This is a genomic window from Variovorax sp. CF313, assembly GCF_000282635.1.
Classification (GTDB): Bacteria; Pseudomonadota; Gammaproteobacteria; order Burkholderiales; family Burkholderiaceae_C; genus Variovorax.
In genome coordinates, this window is record NZ_AKIW01000009.1 from 1 (window position 1) to 14466 (window position 14466).

At 67.7% G+C, this 14466-nt stretch carries 14 protein-coding genes; 4 read left to right on the forward strand and 10 right to left on the reverse strand.

Annotation, left to right across the window (positions count from 1 at the left end; translation table 11 throughout):
- Positions 1–555, forward strand: a 555-nt coding sequence (locus PMI12_RS02760; RefSeq protein ID WP_042672723.1) for an acyl-CoA dehydrogenase family protein, incomplete at its 5' end; no start/stop codon positions are given.
- Between the two features lie 9 nt (positions 556–564).
- Here the strand turns inward: PMI12_RS02760 and PMI12_RS02765 are convergent.
- From PMI12_RS02765 to PMI12_RS02780, 4 genes are all read right to left on the reverse strand, one after another.
- A complete protein-coding gene (locus PMI12_RS02765) occupies positions 565–942 on the reverse strand; it encodes a hypothetical protein (protein WP_007828879.1) in 378 nt (125 codons plus the stop codon).
- A 73-nt stretch (positions 943–1015) separates the two neighbouring features.
- Complete coding sequence (locus tag PMI12_RS02770) at positions 1016–1804, reverse strand: AP2 domain-containing protein (protein WP_237726040.1); 789 nt, start codon at positions 1802–1804, stop codon at positions 1016–1018.
- A 155-nt stretch (positions 1805–1959) separates the two neighbouring features.
- Positions 1960–2766 (reverse strand): AP2 domain-containing protein, encoded by an 807-nt coding sequence (locus PMI12_RS02775; protein WP_007828882.1) that lies wholly within the window; start codon positions 2764–2766, stop codon positions 1960–1962.
- Positions 2767–2976: 210 nt separating this feature from the next.
- Entirely contained in the window at positions 2977–5646 is a 2670-nt protein-coding gene (locus tag PMI12_RS02780) for a LuxR C-terminal-related transcriptional regulator (RefSeq protein ID WP_007828884.1), read from the reverse strand.
- Positions 5647–5748: 102 nt separating this feature from the next.
- Here PMI12_RS02780 and PMI12_RS02785 point away from each other — a divergent pair, with 102 nt between their 5' ends.
- Positions 5749–6531 carry an SDR family NAD(P)-dependent oxidoreductase gene (locus PMI12_RS02785; protein ID WP_007828886.1) on the forward strand — a complete coding sequence of 261 codons (783 nt, stop codon included), beginning with the start codon at positions 5749–5751 and terminating at the stop codon, positions 6529–6531.
- Between the two features lie 32 nt (positions 6532–6563).
- Positions 6564–7742, forward strand: coding sequence for an acetyl-CoA C-acetyltransferase (locus tag PMI12_RS02790; protein WP_007828888.1), 1179 nt, complete (start codon positions 6564–6566; stop codon positions 7740–7742).
- Positions 7743–7758: 16 nt separating this feature from the next.
- Here the strand turns inward: PMI12_RS02790 and PMI12_RS02795 are convergent, their stop codons facing one another.
- The 6 genes from PMI12_RS02795 to PMI12_RS02820 are packed head-to-tail and all read right to left on the reverse strand — an operon-like array spanning position 7759 to position 12604.
- Entirely contained in the window at positions 7759–8433 is a 675-nt protein-coding gene (locus PMI12_RS02795) for a hypothetical protein (RefSeq protein WP_007828890.1), read from the reverse strand.
- A 7-nt stretch (positions 8434–8440) separates the two neighbouring features.
- Positions 8441–9280 (reverse strand): dienelactone hydrolase family protein, encoded by an 840-nt coding sequence (locus PMI12_RS02800; protein WP_007828892.1) that lies wholly within the window; start codon positions 9278–9280, stop codon positions 8441–8443.
- A gap of 54 nt (positions 9281–9334) precedes the next feature.
- Positions 9335–10243 carry a DMT family transporter gene (locus PMI12_RS02805; protein WP_007828894.1) on the reverse strand — a complete coding sequence of 303 codons (909 nt, stop codon included), beginning with the start codon at positions 10241–10243 and terminating at the stop codon, positions 9335–9337.
- Between the two features lie 36 nt (positions 10244–10279).
- On the reverse strand, positions 10280–11056 hold the full coding sequence (locus tag PMI12_RS02810; RefSeq protein ID WP_007828895.1) for a helix-turn-helix domain-containing protein: 777 nt from the start codon (positions 11054–11056) through the stop codon (positions 10280–10282).
- A 24-nt stretch (positions 11057–11080) separates the two neighbouring features.
- Entirely contained in the window at positions 11081–11875 is a 795-nt protein-coding gene (locus PMI12_RS02815) for a phosphodiesterase (protein WP_007828896.1), read from the reverse strand.
- A gap of 57 nt (positions 11876–11932) precedes the next feature.
- Entirely contained in the window at positions 11933–12604 is a 672-nt protein-coding gene (locus PMI12_RS02820; RefSeq protein WP_007828897.1) for a nitroreductase, read from the reverse strand.
- 123 nt (positions 12605–12727) lie between these two features.
- On the opposite strand from PMI12_RS02820, the gene PMI12_RS02825 reads away from it, so the two are divergent.
- Positions 12728–14368, forward strand: coding sequence for a 3-(methylthio)propionyl-CoA ligase (locus tag PMI12_RS02825; RefSeq protein WP_007828898.1), 1641 nt, complete (start codon positions 12728–12730; stop codon positions 14366–14368).
- The last annotated feature ends 98 nt before the right edge of the window (positions 14369–14466 follow it).

The following is a 14466-nucleotide window of genomic DNA, read 5'->3' on the forward strand; positions in this document are numbered from 1 at the left end:
GTGGGCCGCGTGCTCGACAAGATCGGCATGAAGGCGCAGGACACCTCCGAGCTCTTCTTCGACGACGTGCGCGTGGGCGCCGACGCGCTGCTCGGCGGCGTTGAGGGTCAGGGCTTCTTCCAGCTCATGAGCGACCTGCCCTACGAGCGCACCATCATCGGCCTGAGCGCGCTGGCCACCATGGAAGGCGCCTACCAGGCCACGCTGGACTACGTGCGCGATCGCAAGGCCTTCGGCAAGCCGATCGCCGAATTCCAGAACACCCGATTCAAGCTGGCCGAGATCGCCACGCAGATCAAGGTGGGCCGCGCCTTCATCGATCGCTGCGTGGAAGACCTCGTGGCCGGCAGGCTCGACACCGCCACCGCCTCGATGGCCAAGCTCTGGGGCTCGGAGGCGCAGGGCCGCGTGGTCGACGAGTGCCTGCAGCTGTTCGGCGGCTACGGCTTCATGAACGAGTACATGGTGGCGCGCATGTACGCCGACGCGCGGGTGCAGCGCATCTACGGCGGCACCAACGAGATCATGAAGGAGGTGATTTCGAGGGCGCTGTGAGCAGCGCGTTCAGGACAGCCGTCGGATCTCCGCCCGCGCAATTTCGCGGTGGTGGTACGACGGCGAGAGGCCGATGAACTGCGTGTACTTCTCGCGCGCCGCATCGGGATGGCCCGCGTCTTCCAGCTCCAGCGCTTCCAGCGTGAACTGGGTGAAGAGCCGGTTGGCATCGTTCTCGCGCGGCGAAGCGGCCAGCGACCCGGGCTGCAGCTCGGGCTGCGCGGTGTAGATCTTCCGCTGTACCTCGATCACCTCGATCAGCGCGCGGCCGATGCGCTGGATGTTCTCGTCCACGGGACCGAGATCGGTCGCCCGCACATCCGCCGCGGCCTGGTCCAGCAGGTGCGAGGCCACGCGCAGCAAGCGGTGAAGCTGCTTGTATTTCATGGGCGGGCCGCTCCGTGCATGCGGCTGCCACTGGTTTTCGCCGCTTCCGCGAAGCCGTTTTCTTGCAACACTCTCATCCGCCGGCCCGTTTCGCGCCGGAGGCCGTGCGCTGCGAGGCCGCAGTCGCCGCGGCTTCCTCGGTGCGCTGCTTGTCGGCGAGCTGGCGCTCCCGCTCGGCGATGGCCAGGCTCTTGGCCACGTCGGTGCCGTGCACCTTCACCGAGAACGCCTTGCTCACGCTGCCCTTGCCCGTGGTGTAGGTGATGGCCAGCCAGTAGCCGGGATGGTTCGGCTTGGGCGTCTTGAAGTGGACACCGCTCACGCCGCTGGTGTTGTTGCGCCGGGTGATCTCCGACTTCGAGCGCTTGGCCGTGCGCGGCCCGGGCGCATGGGCCGACAGCCCCATGCGGATCGCCTCCTCGGCCGGGTGTATGCGCGCCAGCCCCGTCATGCGCTTGAGCTGCTGCGCGCGCTCCTGGACCGCCAGCGCCTGCGCGGCGTCGCCCAACTCCGCGACGGGGAAGTCGGTGCGAAGGATTTCGTCCGGTGCGATGTAGGTCTTGGCCATCCACGCCCGCACCCGGCCGCCCGGTGCCAGGTGGTGGAACACGCCTGGCACACCGGTGCTGTTGTTGGCGCGGCGCTTCTCGGCCCGCACGCGGCGCGCCTGCGGCGGCACGTTGCGCACGATGAAGTCGCGCCAGTCCTGCGCTTGGAGCAGCGCCTGCTCCGCGCCGCCATAGCTGGCCTTGCCGAACAGCCTGTGGTGGCGAACACCGTTGCGTACGATGGAAACTTCGAAACCCCAGGGCCTGGAGTAAATGCCATACATGGCTGCCGGATTGGGGATTCCTTTGGGCATTCTCGACGTGATGCTGCTCTCAGCGGTGCTGATTCCGATGGACTCCCCGAGTTGCCTGCCGCTCGTTGGCGCACGCATTTCGCAGCTATTTTGGCCGAAGCGCAATGACAACTCCGCGGAGGCAGTCATGCACCGAAAAATGCAGAAAAAGGGCCTCACCGCTGCGGCCTCGCCTCGACGGCGGCCTGGCCGTGCCGGCTGGCCTCCCGCCGAAGGGAAGGGGCGAGCGTGCCGGTGTCAGGCATCAACTTCTGCTCGAGTTGGCGCTCGCGCTCCTCGATGGCCAGCAGCTTGGCCTTCTCGGGGCCGTGCTCCTTGATGGAGAAAGCCTTGCTCACGCTGCCCTTGCCCGTGGTGTAGGTGATGGCGAGCCAGTAGCCCGGGTGGCCGGGGTTGGGCGCCTTGAAGTGCACGCCGCTCACGCCGCTGGAATTGGTGCTGCGCTTGATCTCGGACTTCGAGCGCTTGGGCGACAGCAGCCCGGCGGGAAAGGCCGGCGGGCTCTTGCGGATCGTTTCCTCGGCCGGATGCAGCCTGGCCAGCCCGGCCATGCGTTCCAGCTGCCGTGTCCGCTCCTCGACGGCCAACTCCTGCGCGGCCTCACCCACCGCGTTCACCGGAAAGTCGGTGCGCAGGATCTCGTCGTGCCCGATGTAGGTCTTGGCGACCCAGGCCCGCACCCTGCCGTCCGAGGCGACCTGGCAGAAGACGCCGGACACGCCGGTGGTGTTGTTGATCCGCAGCTTCTCGGCCCGGGTGCGCCGCGGCACCGGCGGCACGCTGCGCACGATGCCGTCGCGCCAGTCCTGCGCCTGCAGCAGCGCCTGCTCCTCGCTGCCGTAGCTGGCGCGGCCGAACTGCTTGAAGTAGCGCGTGCCGTTGCGCACGATCGACACCTCGAAGCCCCAGGCACGGCGATAGATGCCGTACATGGCGGCAGGATTCGGGGTTCCTTTGGGCATGGTGGCTCCGGCTTTCGCCGCTCCCTTACTCGCTATCTGTTGCCTGCTGTCGCGGCAGTTGGAAGACTCTGACCTCTGGAGGAATCCTAGGGATTGGCCAATGGCCGGGGAATCACCGGAATCAGTAGTAATCGAGGGGCGCCGGAGTGAGTCATCCTGGACAAGGTCGCCGGCCCTGCAAAACGGCCGTGACGCACGGGCAGAGTCCGCCTAGCGGATCACCCCGAGCTTGCGCGCAATCGCCACCGCCTGCGTTCGGCTCTTCGCATCCAGCTTCATGTTGATGTTGCGCAGGTGCGTGCGCACCGTGCTGTCCGACACGAACAGCTTTTCCGCCATCGCGTTGTTCGAGTACCCCTCGGCCAGCAACTGCAGCACGCGGATCTCCTTGCGGGTCAGCGGCTCCTTCATCGCATCGGCCGCGGGTGTTTTCACCTCGCCACTGCCGGCCGGCCCGGCCGCCTGCAGCAGCCGCTGCAGGTGATCGGCGAGTATCGGATCGCTGCTGCCGCGCGTGCCCTCCTGCATGGCCGCCGCATAACGGTGCAACAGCGTGCCCACCACCGGGCCTTCATCGAGGATCAGCCGCATGAATCCTTCCTGGCTCGCCGCCTGCAGCACCTCGCCGATCTGCTCGATCGCGGCGGCCGCGTCGCCGATGCGTTGCAGCGCCAGCGCGCGCAGCACCCTGAGCTTGAGCGCGCGCCGGTTGCGGGCCGAGGCCAGCGCCGCATGCAGCTCGGCGTCGAGCGCGCCCAGTGCCGCGCGCGCATCGCCGAAGGCGATTTCCCAGCGGGCCTTTGCCAGCGCGAGGTAGTCGAGGTCGTGCGCAGGCAGGCGCTGCCGCCGCTCGCTGTCCCACAGCGCGGGGTCGTCGGCGCGCAGCAGTTCGTCGCGCGATGCGGGACCGTTGCCCTGCAGAAGCAGCATGCGCGAGCGCTCCAGCTTCGCGCCCGCCACCACGCGCGGCAGCTGCCGGTGGTGGCCCAGGTATTCGAGCTCGGTCAGCGCCTGGAACGCGGCGTCGATGTCGCCCGCATGGAACGCGAGCCGCGAGCGCATCACGTGGCTCAGGATCATGTGGTCCGGCAGGCCCACGTCGCGCGCCAGCGGCAGGTACACGTTCAGCAAATGCTCGGCCTGCACCAGCTGGTTGGTTTCGTACACGGCGCCCGCGTAGAGCACGCCCGCCCACGCATTGCCGTGGCTGTGGTTGTACGACACCGCATGCGTCGAATCGACCGCCATGCGCAGCCGCGCGGTGGCCTGCCGCAAGCGGCCTTCCTGCAGGTCGAACAGCCCGGCCAGCGACTCGGTGTACATGCGGTTGAAGGTGCTGTTGCCCTGCTCGCGCCGCGCCGCGTCGAGCAGGCGCCGCGCCTCGTGTGGGTCGCCGCGCACGGCCAGGATGTGGGCCATGGCGTTGAGAAGCACGCTGTCGGCGAAGGCCAGGCCGGTGGGCAGGCGCGCCAGGCTCTGGCGGCCGGCCTCGTAGGCCTCGTCGTGGCGGTCCTGCATCGCCAGCAGCAGGGGCACCAGCGTGTGGGCGCTTGCACGCACCTCGGCGATGGGGCTGTCGAGGCAGCCCGACTTTTCGAGCTGGCGCATCGCGTCCCACGGGCCGTGCGTGAAGCAGGTGGCCCACAGCGAGATGGGCTGCAGGAACGGATGCTCGCGCAGCTGGTGTTCGGGAATGGCGGAGAACCAGCGTGCCAGCATGCGCATGCGGCCCTGCTCCAGGAACTGCGTCGCGTAGCTGTCGAGCAGGGTCAGCGCATACGGATGGTCGCCGCCTTCGATCGCGTGGTCGATGGCGGGCACGGGGCGGTCGTGCGACTCGTACCAGCCCGAGGCCGCGAGGTGCAGGCGCTCCAGCTCGCCGGGCAGTTCGCGCGCCAGCTGCGCGCGCAGGAAGTCGGCAAACAGGCTGTGATAGCGCCACGCACCGCCGTCGCCGCTCACGGGTGTGAGGAACAGGTTCGACGCGGCCAGCCGTTCGAGGATGGCTGCACAGTCCACGCGCGGGCACAGCGCCTGGCACACCGATGCATCGAGCTGCCGCAGGATGCTGGTGCGCAGCAAGAAGTCGCGGATGTCCTTCGGCTGGTGCGCGAGCACGTCTTCGGCCAGGTAGTCGGCCACGGCGCGGTCCGAGCCCGAGAAGCGTTCGACAAAACCGGTCCCGGTGCCATGCCGCTCCAGCGCCATCGACGCGAGCCAGATCGCGGCCACCCAGCCTTCGGTCTTGCGGTGCAGCTGCGACAGCATCTCGGCCGGCAGCACCTGGGCCGCATGCAACTGGCGCAGCCCGAAGAAGGCGCTGGTCTCCTCGAGGCTGAAGCGCAGGCGGTCGGTGTCGATCTCCATCAGCTGGCCGCGCGCGCGCAGCCGCCCCAGGCCCAGGTCGGGCAGGCTGCGCGAGCCGATCACGATCTGCCCGCCGCGCGGCAGGTGCTCGACGATCTCGCGCACCACGCCCAGCACCGCCGGCTCCTGCACCCTTTCGAAGTCGTCGAGGAACAGCGTGAAAGGCGAGTCGTGCGCGGCCAGTGCGGCCACCGCATCGAAGGGCGCGTTGGCGCGCGGCTCTTCCACGCCCATGCGCTGCACGGCTTCGGCCAGGCAGTGGAGAAAGCGCGAGACGTCGTTGTCGGCGCGGTCCAGCGTGAGCCATGCCGTGGCCACGCCCTGCGCCTCCCTGCGCTCGCGGATCTGCGCCATGGCCGTCGTCTTGCCGAAGCCGGCCGGCGCCCGCACGAGCACCAGCTTCACGGCCGCCGCAGCGATCTCCTCGCCGATGGCCGTGCGCGGCACCTGCGTGGCGACGAAGGCCGGTGGGTTGAGCTTGGTTTCGAGAATCCGGGGTGTGGGGGACTGCATGCGGAGGCGAAATCCCGTCGTTTCCGACGATGTGTGCGGTCGATTCTGCTTCCTAAACTGGCGGGGGACAAACCCGAAAAGACACCTCAAGGACATCCAGAGATGCAACTCGATTCCAGCATTGGCGCCGTTGTCACCGGCGGTGCCTCGGGCCTCGGCGCCGCCACAGCGCGCCGCCTTGCCGGCCATGGCGTGAAGGTCGCGCTGTTCGACCTCAACGCCGAACAGGGCGAGGCCCTGGCGAAGGAACTGGGCGGCGTGTTCTGCAAGGTCGACGTCACCTCCGAAGAGCAGGTCGATGCGGCATTCGCCAGGGCGCGCGCGGCGCACGGCCAGGAGCGCGTGCTCGTCAACTGCGCCGGCACCGGCAATGCGGTGAAGACCGCGAGCCGCGACAAGACGACGGGCGAGATCAAGCACTTTCCGCTCGCGAACTTCGACCGCATCATTCAGATCAACCTCGTCGGCACCTTTCGCTGCATCGCCAAGTCGGCGGCCGGCATGCTCACGCTCGACATGCTGGAAGACGGCGAGCGCGGTGCCATCGTCAACACCGCCTCGGTGGCTGCGCAGGACGGGCAGATGGGACAGGCCGCCTACACCGCATCGAAGGCCGGCATCGTCGGCATGACGCTGCCCATCGCGCGCGACTTGATGGGCGAGGGCATCCGCGTGAACACCATCCTGCCGGGCATCTTCGACACGCCGCTGCTGCAGGGCGCCCCCGACAACGTGAAGGCCGCGCTGGCGGCATCGGTGCCGTTCCCCAAGCGGCTGGGCAAGCCGGCGGAGTACGCCACGCTGGCGGAGCTGATGATCACCAACGGCTATTTCAACGGCGAGAGCGTGCGGCTCGATGGGGCCATTCGCATGGCGCCGCGCTGACCCGAACCAGCTTGCGAACACAGGAGAACCCCATGCCCGAAGCATTCATCGTCGCCGCCGCCCGCACCGCCGGAGGCCGGCGCAACGGCCGCCTTGCCGGCTGGCACCCGGCCGACCTCGCCGCGCAGGTGCTCGACGCCCTGGTGGCGCGCACCGGTGCCGACCCCGCGCTGGTCGAGGACGTCATCATGGGCTGCGTCGGCCAGGCCGGCGAGCAGGCATCGAACATCGCGCGCAACGCGGTGCTGGCCTCGCGTCTGCCCGAGTCGGTGCCGGCCACCTCGGTCGACCGGCAGTGCGGCTCGTCGCAGCAGGCGCTGCATTTCGCGGCGCAGGCCGTGATTTCGGGCAGCATGGACATCGTCATCGCCGCCGGCGTGGAAAGCATGACGCGCGTGCCGATGGGCCTGCCCACCACGCTGCCGCTGAAGAACGGCCTGGGCTTCTACATGAGCCCTTCGATGCAGAAGCGCTACCCCGACGTCCAGTTCAGCCAGTTCACCGGCGCCGAGATGATCGCCAGGAACTACGGCATCGAGAAAGACGAGCTCGACCGCTATGCTCTCGAAAGCCACCGGCGCGCCATCGCCGCCACCCGGGCGGGCCACTTCGAGCGCGAGATCGTGCCCGTGGCGGTGCGCATGGCCGACGGTTCCGAAACCGGCGAGCAGCACACCACCGACGAAGGCATCCGCTACGACGCCACGCTGGAGAGCATCGCGGCCGTCAAGCTCATCGCCGAAGGCGGGCGCTGCACGGCGGCCACCGCCAGCCAGATCTGCGATGGCGCGAGCGGCCTGATGGTGGTGAACGAGCGCGGCCTGAAGACGCTGGGCGTGGAGCCGCTGGCGCGCGTGCACCACATGAGCGTGATGGGCCACGACCCGGTCATCATGCTGGAGGCGCCGCTGCCCGCCACGCAGCGCGCGCTGAAGAAGGCGGGCATGAAGATCGACGACATCGATCTCTACGAGGTAAACGAGGCCTTCGCGCCGGTACCGCTGGCCTGGCTGCAGGTGCTGGACGCCGACCCGGCCCGGCTGAACGTGAACGGTGGCGCGATCGCGCTGGGCCATCCGCTCGGCGCGTCGGGCACCAAGCTGATGACCACGCTGGTCCATGCGCTGGGCCAGCGCGGCAAGCGCTATGGCTTGCAGACCATGTGCGAAGGCGGGGGGATGGCCAATGTGACCATCGTCGAGCGGTTGTGAACCTGGGGCGAGCGCGTCATTCGCGGTTCCGTTCGCATGTTGCATATGGCTCCGATTGGATGGCATCGACAGCTTCGGCCAGCACCCAATCGTCGTGACCGGGTTCCACGGTGATCCTGGTCACACGCATCGTGAGTCCGTGCATCAGTTCATCGCAGAGATGCGCATAGTTGGCCCAGAACCGATGCATGCCGCTCTCGCCTCGCAACCCATGGCGATGCGCGTAAGGTGTTTGTTCCAGGTACGCGGCAACCTTGCGCGTCCAGTCCGAACCACGGTGCGCTGCAGTCGCGCGCGAGTGGCGCTCTGCGTCCTCCGGTCGCAGGTAGATGAAGACCGGCCGCAGGGGGCTCAGGATTCCCTCGAACCTCCCGAAGTAATCGTCGATGTCGGTCCGGTTCTGCTCCATCATGAACCGCACCGTGCTTTGGAATGCACTGCCTTCAAGGATGTTCAAGGTGCTGTCCGATCGCACCTCGTCAGCGAAGCGTCGCCAACCCTGGAGGCAACGCGAGGGATAGTCCGCCTCCAACCTTGCCGCATTCAGCGAATGGGGATGCACTGGATGATCCGCCGCCTCTTCCAGATACCACCTGCTCGCGCAGCCTTCCTGCAACGCGAGTGCGCACAGGCGTTCCGCCAGCGTGGTCTTGCCCGTTCCCGGCAGGCCTTCGATGAGCACCAGGCGCATGCTGCGATCACTTCGCCAGATACGCCTCGACCGCCGGGCCCCACAGCCCTTGCTGCACGATCAGCATGTGCCCGTTCGTGCCGGGCTCCAGCGCATAGGTCTCGAAGGTGCCCTTGCCGCCAGCTGCCGTGAAGGCTTCGAAATTCTTCCGGCTGTGCGCCATTGCATAGAAGCTGTCTTTCTCGCCATACAACCAGAGCGTGGGACGGGGAAAGGCAGCGCCGCGCGTGAAGCTCACCGGGTTGATCGCATCCGCGGCGTCATTGGGGCACTGGTCGCTCATCCAGCCGCCGACGAAATTGATGGCGCCCTGGAACACGCCGGGTCGGGTGCCGGCATAGGCGATCGCGAGGATGCCGCCGCGCGAGTGGCCGGCGATCTCCATGCGCTTCGTGTCCACGTCGGGGTTCTTCTGCAGCGATGAGACGGCGGCGTCGACATCGGCAAGCGCGTGGTCGAAGCCGGCCAGCGACAGGGCCGGGTCGCAACTGTAGTGCTCGCGCTTGGGGGTGAAGCCTTCGTCATACAGCCCGTCCGACTGGCCACGTCCGCGCCGCTGTGGAAACGCCACAAGCCAGCCTCGCTGCGTGAACCACTTGGCGAGGCGCTCGGGCGCCCAGGTGTCCTTGAACAGCGCCGGCTTGTTGCCCATGCCCGTGGAGCCGTGGTTGAACACCACCGTAGGAAAGGGCCCTGCGCCTTCGGGCTTGTAGATCACCATCTCCAGCGTGACGGGCGCCCCGCCTTCAATGAAGGGCGTGGGCACGCGAACGGTGCTGCGCTCCTGTGCCCAGCAGGATGCCGCGGCGAAGGCGAGCGAGGCGGCAAGGAGAATGAGCTTTTTCATTGGCGTGCACGTCCCTGGTGTTTCGCCGCATTCTGCCCGTGCCGCCTGAAGCCTCTATGCCGATGGCCGCGCCGCCTCCTTCGCGCCCCATCGAGCCACACCACTCGCCAGCACGATCCCCGGCACCACCAACGCCAAAGCCAGCAGCACCGCACCGGTGACCGGCTCATTCATGCAGGCCGCCGCGCCCAGTGTGGTCAGCACCGGCACCAGCGCCGCCGATAGCGAGGCGCGTGGTGCACCCAGCCGCACGACGGCCGCCATGTAGACAACCAGCCCGAGCAGTCCCGCGACCACGCCTTGCGTCGCGGCTTGCAGCGCGACATCGGGCCATGGCGCACTGAGCAGCCGCGGCGCGCCGACGGTCGACAGCACAGGCAACAGCAGCAGCGCCGACCATCCGTTCACGAACGCCGCGCCCTGCCACGGCGTGAGCCCGCAGTGCGCGAACGCGAGCGAGTGCACCGCCCACAGCATGGCCGCGGTCAGAAAGAGCAGGTCACCGCGCCAGTCGAGCGAGCCGCCGCGAAAACTCCCCGCAGCAAACAGCGCCATGCCGATGGCAATGCACGCCAGCCCGGCAAGCCTGATGCCTTCGACCTTCTGCCCCTTGTGCAGCCACGCGCCGATGGCGGTGAAAAGCGGCAGGCTGCCCGCCATGAAGATGCCCATGTGGCTCGCGGGGGCCCATTGGGCACCGGCCAGCACCAGCAGCCCGAAGGGCAGGCCGCCGCCGGCGACGAGCAGCACGAGCGCAACGCGCGAGGCCTTCGGTGCGATGCGTCTCTTCTTGCCGAACCACAGCGGCGCCAGCAGCAGGGCAGGAATGCCATAGCGCATCAGCGCCAGCTCCATCGGCCCGAGCGTGGTGGTCACGCCGTGGCGCGAGACGAGTTGCCAGGCGCTGCCGATGACGGCTGCGGCCAGCGCGGCGAGCAGGCCGGCGAAAAGATTGCGATCCATCGTGGCGAGTCTCGCGACCGCGCCGCGCGGCGGCTATCAAATTCGTGCGCTGGCCAGCATGCGGCGGGCTTCGCCCATCGTGACGCCCACATCGCGCCGGAACACCGCGCCCAGGTGGCTCTGGCTGCAATAGCCGAGGTCGTGCGCGATGCCCGCGAGGTCGCGGTCGCCATCGGCCAGCCGCTCCATGGCGGCAGCGAGGCGCAGATGTTGCCGGTACTGATGAAGGCTCAAGCCAGTCTGCTGCCGGAAGCTGCGCGCCAGGTGAAACGGCGAGCGCGAGACCGCATCGGCCACGTCGCGCATCGAAAGCTTCGCCTCGCAGTCGGCGGTTTCCGCGAGCAGCCGCTTGACGCGTGCGACCGCACCCGTCAACGGCGCCTGCCGGCGTGACATGCCGAGTTCATCGACCAGCGAAAAGATGGCATCTGCAGCCGCGTCGCCCGCGCGAAGCTGCCGCTGCGCCGAATGAACGCGGTACAGCGACCGAGGTGACAGCAGGAAGAACGCCGGCGCTGCATCCGCGCGAGGCAAGCGGTGCCGGCTGACCACCATGCTGTGCCTGGCCGCGCGTGCCGCGAGCCGCAGCTGATAGACCATCGCGTCGTCGAAGTGCATGGCGGTGAGTCCGTCGACCAGCCATGTGCCGTCGCCCGAGCGTACGTCGAGCACGGTGCGGCCTGCCGGGAAAATGATGCGTCGCGATTCCAGGGTGTAGGGCGCGCTCCAGTCAGGTCCCTGCTGCGCATGGGAACGCACGTGCTCGACCGTGAATTCGTGTCCGGTGTAGAGGAGGGTGCGTTCCTGGGGCATGGCGGGATTTTGCGCGCCGAGCCATCACGCAAACGGAAACGGTCCGTCCATCGTCCCGATGTGGCTCACATGGCTCACCATGCCGTGCGCTTCGCTCCACAGATGCAGCATGCAGCCCGGTCGGCCCATGTACGAGGCAGGCGCCGCGCTGGCGTCCAGCTGCAGCGCGATCTCCGTCGTGCTGCTCGGGCACGAACACACGACCGTACCCGCCCAGCGCCGCAGCATGGTGCGGTGCACGTGGCCGCACAGCACCAGCTCGATGTTGTCGACGCTGCGCACGATGGCTTCGAGCGGCGCCGTGTCCATGCAGCGGTACGCGTCCATGTAGGGAATGCCGCTCACGAAAGGCGGGTGATGGAGCATCAGCAGCGTCGGCTTGATGCGGTTGGCTTCGAGCGTGCGGCGCAGCCACGCCAGGCCCCGCGCATCGACATTGCCATGGTGAAGCCCGGGAACGCATGAATCCAGCGCCACGATGCGCACGGGATGGTCGTCAATGCAGTAGTGCAGCGCGCCTTCGGACGGCAGGTAGGCATGGTCCGCGAAGGCTGCACGAAAGTTCTCGTGGTGGTCGTGGTTGCCGGGGATCACGAGATACGGAATCGACAGCTTCGCGAGCAGGCGCCGCACCTGCGCGTATTCCTCGGGCCGGCCTTCGTCGACGAGATCGCCTGTCAGCAATATCAGGTCGGGCCGGCGATCGAGCGCGTGCAGATGGTCGATGGCTTCCTCGAACATGCGGTTCGAATCGGCCACGCCCTGGTAGAGCTGGCCGGCGGGGCGGACGTGGGGGTCGGAGATCTGTGCGATGAGCATGCGGCGCCTTGCTTGCGGATGCCACATCATCAAGCACGATCCGCTCCCCCCGCGGATTCAGATACCGACGAACTCCGCCACGTCGGCCAGCGGCGCGCGTTCGGTCACCAGCGCATCGAGCGGCCGGCTGCGGTCCGCGTAGCCGATGGCCATGCCCGTGAACAGCATGCGTTCGGGCGGCAGCGCGATGAAGCGGCCCACGGTCTGCGGGTAGATCGCCCAGCATTCCTGCGGGCAGCTGTCGAGCCCTTCGCCGCGCAGCAGCAGCATCACGTTCTGCAGCATCATTCCCAGGTCCGACCACTGCGGCGGGCCCATGCGGCGGTCGACGCTGCAGAACAGCGCGAGCGGCGCGCCGAACAACTGGTAGTTGCGTGCAAACCATTCGCGGCGCGCGGCCTTGTCCTCGCGCGGAATGCCCAGGCGCGCATACATCGCCTCGCCCACGGCGAAGCGGCGGTCGCGGTAGGGCGCGACAAGCTCGCGCGGGTAGATGTCGTACTCGCTGCCTTCGCCGGCAGGTGCTTCCTGCACGCGCGTGCGCATGATCGCCTTGAGTTCGGCAAGCCTCTCGCCGCCCACCACGTGCAGGTGCCAGGGTTGCAGGTTGCCGCCCGAGGGCGCGCGCAGCGCCTGTTCGACAACGCGGCGGATGACGTCGCCGGGCACCGGCGTATCGAGAAAATCGCGCACCGAGCGACGGGTGGCGATAGCGTCCTGAACGTTCATGCAATGGTCCTCTTGAGGGAGATGCTAGGGGCAACCTTCGCGGGTCCTCAATCGTCCGTTTCGACGATGCGTCGCGGCAAGGCGCCTGCCTAGCATCGCCCCAGCGTACAGGAGACAAGACCCATGTTCGGATTGATGCAAGACCGCCCGCTGCTGATCTCGTCGCTCATCGACTACGCAGCCACCTTTCATCCGAAAGCCGAAGTCGTCGGCCGCACCGTGGAGGGGCCGGTGCACCGCACCAACTACGCGGAGATACAGCGCCGTGCCAAGCAGGTGGCCAATGCGATGACGGTGCTGGGCATCGAACCGGGCGACCGCGTCGGCACGCTCGCGTGGAACACATGGCGCCACCTCGCGCTGTACTTCGGCGTGTCGGGTTCGGGCGCGGTGCTGCACACGGTGAATCCGCGGCTCTTTCCCGAGCAGGTCGACTACATCGTCAACCATGCCGAAGACAAGGTGATGTTCTTCGACACCACCTTCGCGCCGCTGGTCGAGAAGCTGGCGCCGCAACTCAAGTCGGTGCGCGCCTTCATCGCGATGACCGACCGCGCGCACATGCCGGCCATCGACGTGCCCAACCTGCTGTGCTTCGACGAGCTCGTGGGCTCGCAGAGCGAGCAGTACGAGTGGCCCGAATTCGACGAGCGCACCGCCTCGTCGCTTTGCTACACCTCGGGCACCACGGGCAATCCGAAGGGCGTGCTGTATTCGCATCGCTCCACCGTGCTGCACTCGCTGATGGAGTGCGCGCCCGACACCTTCGGCGTCAACTCGCAGATGACGCTGCTGCTCGCAGTGCCGATGTTCCACGCCAACGCATGGGGCATGCCTTATGCGGCGGCGATGACCGGCATGAAGCTGGTCATGCCCGGCCCGCACATGGACGGCCAGAGCCTGTACGAGCTGATGCGCGACGAGAAGGTCGGCTTCTCGCAGGCCGTGCCCACCATCTGGCTCATGCTGTTCCAGTACTTCGACGCCCACCCTGAAATCGACACCCGCGCCATCGGCCTGAAGCGCATCGGCGTGGGTGGCGCGGCCACGCCGCGCAGCATGATCGAGCGCTTCGAGCGCGACTTCGGCGCCGACTTCGTGCAGGGCTGGGGCATGACCGAGACCAGCCCCATCGGCGTGATCGGCAACCTGCTGCCCAAGCACCTGTCGATGCCGAAGGAAGAGCAGACGCGCGTGAAGATGCGCCAGGGCCGAGGCGTGTGGGGCGTGGAGCTGAAGATCGTCGGCGAGGACGGCCAGCGTCTGCCGCACGACGGCAAGGCCTTCGGCCACCTGCACGTGCGCGGCCCGTGGATCGCGAGCGGTTACTTCAAGGGCGAGGGCGGCCCGGTGCTCGATGCCGAAGGTTTCTTCCCGACCGGCGACGTCGCCAACATCGACGAGGACGGCTACGTGCAGCTGGTCGATCGCGCGAAGGACGTCATCAAGTCGGGCGGCGAATGGATTTCTTCCATCGAGCTCGAGAACGCCGCGAGTACACACCCGGCCGTGGCCGAGGCGGCGGTGATCGGCATCGCGCACCCGAAGTGGCAGGAGCGACCGCTGCTCATCGTGGTCAGGCGCGCGGGTGTCGAAGTCACTCGCGAGGAACTGCTTACTTTCCTCGCGGAGCGCGTCGTGAAGTGGTGGCTACCGGATGACGTGGCTTTCGTCGACAGCCTGCCGCATACAGCCACCGGCAAGCTGCTGAAGACAAGGCTGCGCGAACAGTTCAAGGGCTACGTCGCGACGACATCTCTTTGACAGTTCGATGACTTGTTCGGGTTTTCTGTGGACAACTCTGTGAGTTGTGGGTGGAGGCGAAGAGGCGAAGCGAGAGCTGGCGTGGGTTCCCATCACGT

Excerpts from the sequence above, each read along its gene's own strand:
- PMI12_RS02795 (WP_007828890.1), bottom strand. The coding sequence starts at position 8,433 with ATGCGCCTGGTGCTCATCGAAGGCCTGCCGGGAACGGGCAAGACCACG.
- PMI12_RS02800 (WP_007828892.1), bottom strand. The coding sequence starts at position 9,280 with ATGAAAAAGCTCATTCTCCTTGCCGCCTCGCTCGCCTTCGCCGCGGCA.
- PMI12_RS02765 (WP_007828879.1), bottom strand. The coding sequence starts at position 942 with ATGAAATACAAGCAGCTTCACCGCTTGCTGCGCGTGGCCTCGCACCTG.
- PMI12_RS02810 (WP_007828895.1), bottom strand. The coding sequence starts at position 11,056 with ATGCCCCAGGAACGCACCCTCCTCTACACCGGACACGAATTCACGGTC.
- PMI12_RS02785 (WP_007828886.1), top strand. The coding sequence starts at position 5,749 with ATGCAACTCGATTCCAGCATTGGCGCCGTTGTCACCGGCGGTGCCTCG.
- PMI12_RS02770 (WP_237726040.1), bottom strand. The coding sequence starts at position 1,804 with ATGCCCAAAGGAATCCCCAATCCGGCAGCCATGTATGGCATTTACTCC.
- PMI12_RS02790 (WP_007828888.1), top strand. The coding sequence starts at position 6,564 with ATGCCCGAAGCATTCATCGTCGCCGCCGCCCGCACCGCCGGAGGCCGG.
- PMI12_RS02775 (WP_007828882.1), bottom strand. The coding sequence starts at position 2,766 with ATGCCCAAAGGAACCCCGAATCCTGCCGCCATGTACGGCATCTATCGC.
- PMI12_RS02815 (WP_007828896.1), bottom strand. The coding sequence starts at position 11,875 with ATGCTCATCGCACAGATCTCCGACCCCCACGTCCGCCCCGCCGGCCAG.
- PMI12_RS02825 (WP_007828898.1), top strand. The coding sequence starts at position 12,728 with ATGTTCGGATTGATGCAAGACCGCCCGCTGCTGATCTCGTCGCTCATC.
- PMI12_RS02780 (WP_007828884.1), bottom strand. The coding sequence starts at position 5,646 with ATGCAGTCCCCCACACCCCGGATTCTCGAAACCAAGCTCAACCCACCG.
- PMI12_RS02820 (WP_007828897.1), bottom strand. The coding sequence starts at position 12,604 with ATGAACGTTCAGGACGCTATCGCCACCCGTCGCTCGGTGCGCGATTTT.
- PMI12_RS02805 (WP_007828894.1), bottom strand. The coding sequence starts at position 10,243 with ATGGATCGCAATCTTTTCGCCGGCCTGCTCGCCGCGCTGGCCGCAGCC.